Genomic DNA, 4,978 nt, shown 5'->3' on the forward strand with positions numbered 1-4,978 from the left:
CCCGACACCCCCATCATCACCACCGACGCCCGCCACCGCGCCGACGCCAAGAGCGCGCTCATCACCCTCGTCGAACACGCACTCATGGCACGACTCAAGTAGTTTTGTGTATGCGACAGTTGTCGTAGCGCGAACAAGGCGGGCTGTGTCCTTTGACACGGTCCGCCTGCGTGTTCATAACGTTTCGACAGAGAATTGCCAGGGTGCGGACACCCGACGCATCCGGCTAGTACCACTGTGCTCATCGGCGGCCCGCATTTTGCAGCAGCTTCGCTCTTTATGTCCGGTTTATCAGCCACCCAGGAGGGCCCGGCGAGGCTTTTCCTAATGTTTGGAACGGACCCGGTTGGCGTGCTGAAATCGACGAACTCGTGAGTAGTACGGCCCTGAACAATATTCGGCACAACACAGGTGCCGACGCCGAGAGGTTGTTGGTCGAGTGAGGCGAAGCAATACAAGCTCCGCAGAGCAGCAGGCGCGGGGCAACTTCACCCCGCCCCCGCGCGTAGCGGCGTCGCCTGCGGATGTGCAGCCCGTCGCACCCCCCACCGGTGGCAGCTCCAGCAAGCTGTCCCCGCGCAACTGGCGTGTGCCCACCCGGCTGAACGCGATCCTGCTGATCCCCGTTCTGGTCGGCCTGGTCATGGGCGGCTTCCAGGTGAAGGGATCGGTCGACACCTGGAACGAGGCACAGGACGCCGAGAAGACGGCGCAGATCGTGCGCGCCGCCTCGGACTACGGCCAGGCGCTGCTCAACGAGCGTGACCTCACCGCCCAGCCGCTACTCGAGGGCAAGGGCTCCAACGACGCGGACGTCCGCAAGTACCGCACTGCCACCGACGAGGCCCGGAAGAAGTTCGACGCGGCCGTCGCGGACATGCCGGACAAGCAGGGTCTGGAGCGCCGCCTCAAGCTCTTCCGCACGGAGGAACCGAAGCTCCAGCAGATCCGCGAGACCGCCTACACCACCAGCGTGGAGTCCCCCACCAAGGAAGGCGGCAAGGGCGGCCCGGTCGCGACCGAAGAGGGCTATGTGCTGGTCCAGCACTCCCTCATGGAGTTCTCCAACGAGCTCGGTTTCGGTACCGGAAACATCACGAGCTATGGCCGGATGGTCTACGCGATCCAGCTGGCGAAGGCCGCCGAGTCGCTTCAGCGCTCCATCGGCATGCACCTGCTGGTCCGCCCGAGCAAGAAGCCGGCCGTCAGGTCCGGGCAGACCATCGCCTTCTCGTCCTACGCATACCTGGAGAACATCGCGCTCGCCGAGTACGTCTCCGGCGGTTCCACCGAGGACACCGAGAAGCTGAAGACGGTCATGGGCCAGAAGTCCCGTGAGGGGGCCGAGAAGCTCGCCGAGGCCGCCAAGCAGGCCGCGGCCGCGGGTATCGACTTCAAGGCCCCGGAGGCCTCGGAAGACGGCTCCGTGTACAACACCCTGGTCGCTGCCATCGGCAGCGGGGCCGACCCCGACGAGCTCGCCGCCAAGGGCGTGACGCCGACGATCTGGAAGTACGCCGCCACCGCCAAGTTCGACGGCTACACCGAGATCGAGGACGGTCTCGTGGCGAAGTCGGTGACCGAGGCGTCCCGGATCGCCGACGAGGCCAAGACCGACGCCATCGTCGACGGTCTGATCGTCGTCATCTCGCTGCTCACTGCGTTCATCCTGGCCGGCTTGATGGCCCGCCAGATGAGCCGCTCGATGCGCGAGCTGCGCACCGCCGCCTTCGGCATCGCCGAGCAGCGTCTGCCGATGCTGGTCGACCAGCTGTCGCGTACCGAGCCCGGCCGGGTCGACACCCGCGTACAGCCGATCCCGATCGACTCCAAGGACGAGATCGGCGAGGTCGCCCGGGCCTTCGACCAGGTCCACCGGGAGGCCGTCCGGCTCGCCGCCGAGCAGGCCATGCTGCGGGGCAACGTCAACGCGATCTTCACGAACCTCTCGCGCCGCAACCAGTCGCTGATCGAGGGCCAGCTGACCCTGATCACCGACCTGGAGAACAACGAGGCGGACCCGGACCAGCTGGAGAACCTCTTCAAGCTGGACCACCTGGCGACCCGTATGCGCCGCAACGGCGAGAACCTCCTCGTCCTCGCGGGCGAGGAGCCCGGCCGCCGCTGGAACCAGCCCGTGCCGCTGGTGGACGTACTGCGCGCCGCCTCGTCCGAGGTGGAGTCGTACGAGCGCATCGAGCTGACCGGCGTGCCCGAGACCGAGATCCACGGCCAGGCCGTGACCGACCTCGTGCACCTGCTCGCCGAGCTGCTGGAGAACGCCACCACCTTCTCCTCGCCACAGACGAAGGTCCGGGTCACCGCGACCCGGCTGCCCGACGGCCGCGTGATGATCGAGATCCACGACAAGGGCATCGGCCTGACCGCGGAGGACTTCGCCGACATCAACCACAAGCTGGCCAACCCGCCGACGGTGGATGCCGCTGTCTCGCAGCGCATGGGCCTGTTCGTGGTCGGCCGGCTCGCCGACCGGCACGGTGTCCGTGTCCAGCTCCGCCCCTCGGGCGAGCAGGCCGGTACGACCTCGCTCGTGATGCTTCCGGACGCGATCACCCACGGTGGCGGTGGCGGGGCCGAGCCGGTGAGGGATGAGGACTTCACCGTCTCGCAGATGATCCCGACGCAGCAGGCCAGCTTCACGCCCACCACCATGCGCACCGCCGCGGAGCTGGGCTTCGACGACTCCCGCTACGAGGAGCAGCAGGCAGGCGACGGCCAGCAGCTGGACCCGGTGGGCCGGTCCCTGATGCGCGGGGAGCGCCGTGCGGCGCTCGAGGCGCAGGTACAGGGCGGCGACCGTCCGCTGTTCCGCGACGAGGCCCAGCAGGAGCCGTACGGCGGCCAGGAGCAGTACGGCGACAGCCAGTACCAGAACGGCCAGTACACGGGCGTAGACGGTCAGTACGCGGGCGAGGACGGCGGGTACGGGGCCGGGGACGGCCAGTACGCCGACGGCTCCTACGAGCAGGACTTCACGGCCCAGGAGTCGGGTCCCGCGTACGAGCAGAACGGCTACGGCTACGAGAGCTCCGGCGGCTACGGGAACACGGGCGAGTACCAGGTTTCCGGCGGTTACCAGGAGTCCACCGAGCAGGGCTATACGGAAGCTCCGTACAGCGCTCAGCAGGAGCAGCGCCAGCAGTACGACAACTCCTTCGCGCAGCGCTCTCACCAGGAAGACTGGTCCGATCAGGGCGGTTACCAGGGCGCGTACGAACCGGAGTACCGGACGGATGCGGAATCTGGTCCCGGCGCTCCCGCGAACGGCTCCGAGCGCGTAGGCTTCGAACGTCCGGGTCCCACCCCCAGCAACGGCCATGCGCTGACCGACGCCGGTCTGCCGCGTCGTGGTGGCAGTGGTGCCGCCGTCGCCGGTGGCACCAGCCAGCGGGCACAGTGGCAGTCCGACGAGGCCGGCAGCGGTCAGGCAGGACAGAAGACGGCTCCGGCCGCGCGGGCCCCGCAGCCATCTGCGGCACCGCGCAACGGGCAGACGGAGACGGAAGGCCCCGACGACTGGCGTTCCAAGAACGACGAGCGCTGGCAGCGGGCCGAAAAGCTCCGTGAGCCCAAGGCGGGCGGAGTCACCTCGTCCGGTCTGCCCCGGCGGATTCCCAAGGCCAATCTGGTCGAGGGAACAGCGGAGCAGACACCGCAGGGCGGCCCCCAGGTCTCCCGCGCCCCCGAAGACGTCCGCGGCAGGTTGAGCAACCTGCGGCGTGGCATCCAGAAGGGTCGCAACGCGGGAACGGACACGAACGGATCGGGCTTCGGCCCGGGTAGCACCTACAACCAGGAGCGTTAGTGTGAGCCCGATGAGCCAGGCGGCGCAGAATCTTAACTGGTTGATCACCAACTTCGTGGACAACACCCCTGGGGTGTCCCACACCGTGGTGGTCTCCGCCGACGGACTCCTGCTGGCGATGTCCGAGGGATTCCCCCGCGACCGTGCCGACCAGCTGGCGGCCGTCGCGTCGGGACTCACCTCGCTGACCGCGGGTGCCTCCCGCATCTTCGAAGGCGGCCCGGTCAATCAGACGGTGGTGGAGATGGAGCGCGGCTTCCTCTTCATCATGTCGATCTCGGACGGCTCTTCGCTGGCCGTGCTTTCCCACCCGGAGGCCGACATCGGCCTCGTGGGCTATGAGATGGCCCTCCTGGTCGACCGCGCGGGCACGGTCCTCACCCCGGACCTGCGCGCCGAACTCCAGGGCAGTCTTCTCAACTAGCAGATAGGCAGTGCGTTTAGGGGCCACCGCACCGTAAGGTGCGGTGGCGCGGCTCCACAGGGACTTGGACCGGGCGTACGGCGCGGCGGAGGAGGAAAAGAAGTGGCAACACCCCCAGGCGGACACCCATATGGCGGTGCTCACCAGGCTCCGGGTGAGCAGGGTCAGAACCGCTTCAACTTTCCCTCCGCACCCAGCAGAGGTGGCGAGCCGCAGCCCTACCAGCGGCCTCAGCAGCCGTACGACCAGCAGCAAGGGCCGTACGACCAGCAGCAGGCGCCCCGGATCCAGCCGGTGGCACCCCGCAGGGCCCCGGAGTCCGCACCGGCTTCGGGCAACCACAACCCGCTGGTGCGTCCTTACGCGATGACCGGCGGCCGGACCCGGCCGCGTTACCAGCTCGCCATCGAGGCGCTGGTCAGCACCACGGCCGATCCCGCGCGGCTGCAAGGGCAGTTGCCCGAGCACCAGCGGATCTGCCATCTGTGCTTCGAGATCAAGTCGGTGGCCGAGATCTCGGCACTCCTCACCATTCCTCTTGGCGTTGCCCGGATCCTTGTCGCCGACCTGGCGGAGGCCGGACTCGTCGCCATCCACCAGCCCGGCGGCGACCAGTCCGCCGGCGGACAGCCAGACGTGACACTGCTCGAAAGGGTGCTCAGTGGACTTCGCAAGCTCTAGCGGCGGTGCAGCCCGCTCAACCACCAGCGCGAAGATCGTGGTGGCGG

At 68.0% G+C, this 4,978-nt stretch carries 3 protein-coding genes and 2 pseudogenes; all 5 read left to right on the forward strand.

Annotated features, from left to right (window positions below; translation table 11 throughout):
- A pseudogene (locus tag ABZ532_RS31250) lies at positions 1-102 on the forward strand (ATP-binding protein); the annotation flags it as partial.
- A gap of 337 nt (positions 103-439) precedes the next feature.
- Positions 440-3,826, forward strand: coding sequence for a nitrate- and nitrite sensing domain-containing protein (locus ABZ532_RS31255; RefSeq protein WP_361291311.1), 3,387 nt, complete (start codon positions 440-442; stop codon positions 3,824-3,826).
- A 10-nt stretch (positions 3,827-3,836) separates the two neighbouring features.
- Positions 3,837-4,250 (forward strand): roadblock/LC7 domain-containing protein, encoded by a 414-nt coding sequence (locus ABZ532_RS31260; protein WP_361291317.1) that lies wholly within the window; start codon positions 3,837-3,839, stop codon positions 4,248-4,250.
- 102 nt (positions 4,251-4,352) lie between these two features.
- Positions 4,353-4,931, forward strand: coding sequence for a DUF742 domain-containing protein (locus ABZ532_RS31265; RefSeq protein ID WP_361291314.1), 579 nt, complete (start codon positions 4,353-4,355; stop codon positions 4,929-4,931).
- Positions 4,912-4,978 (forward strand): annotated as a pseudogene (locus ABZ532_RS31270) (ATP-binding protein); the annotation flags it as partial. The gene ABZ532_RS31265 and the pseudogene ABZ532_RS31270, both read left to right, overlap by 20 nt.

Origin of the sequence: Streptomyces sp. NPDC019396 (assembly GCF_040632375.1) — a bacterium.
GTDB lineage: Bacteria > Actinomycetota > Actinomycetes > Streptomycetales > Streptomycetaceae > Streptomyces.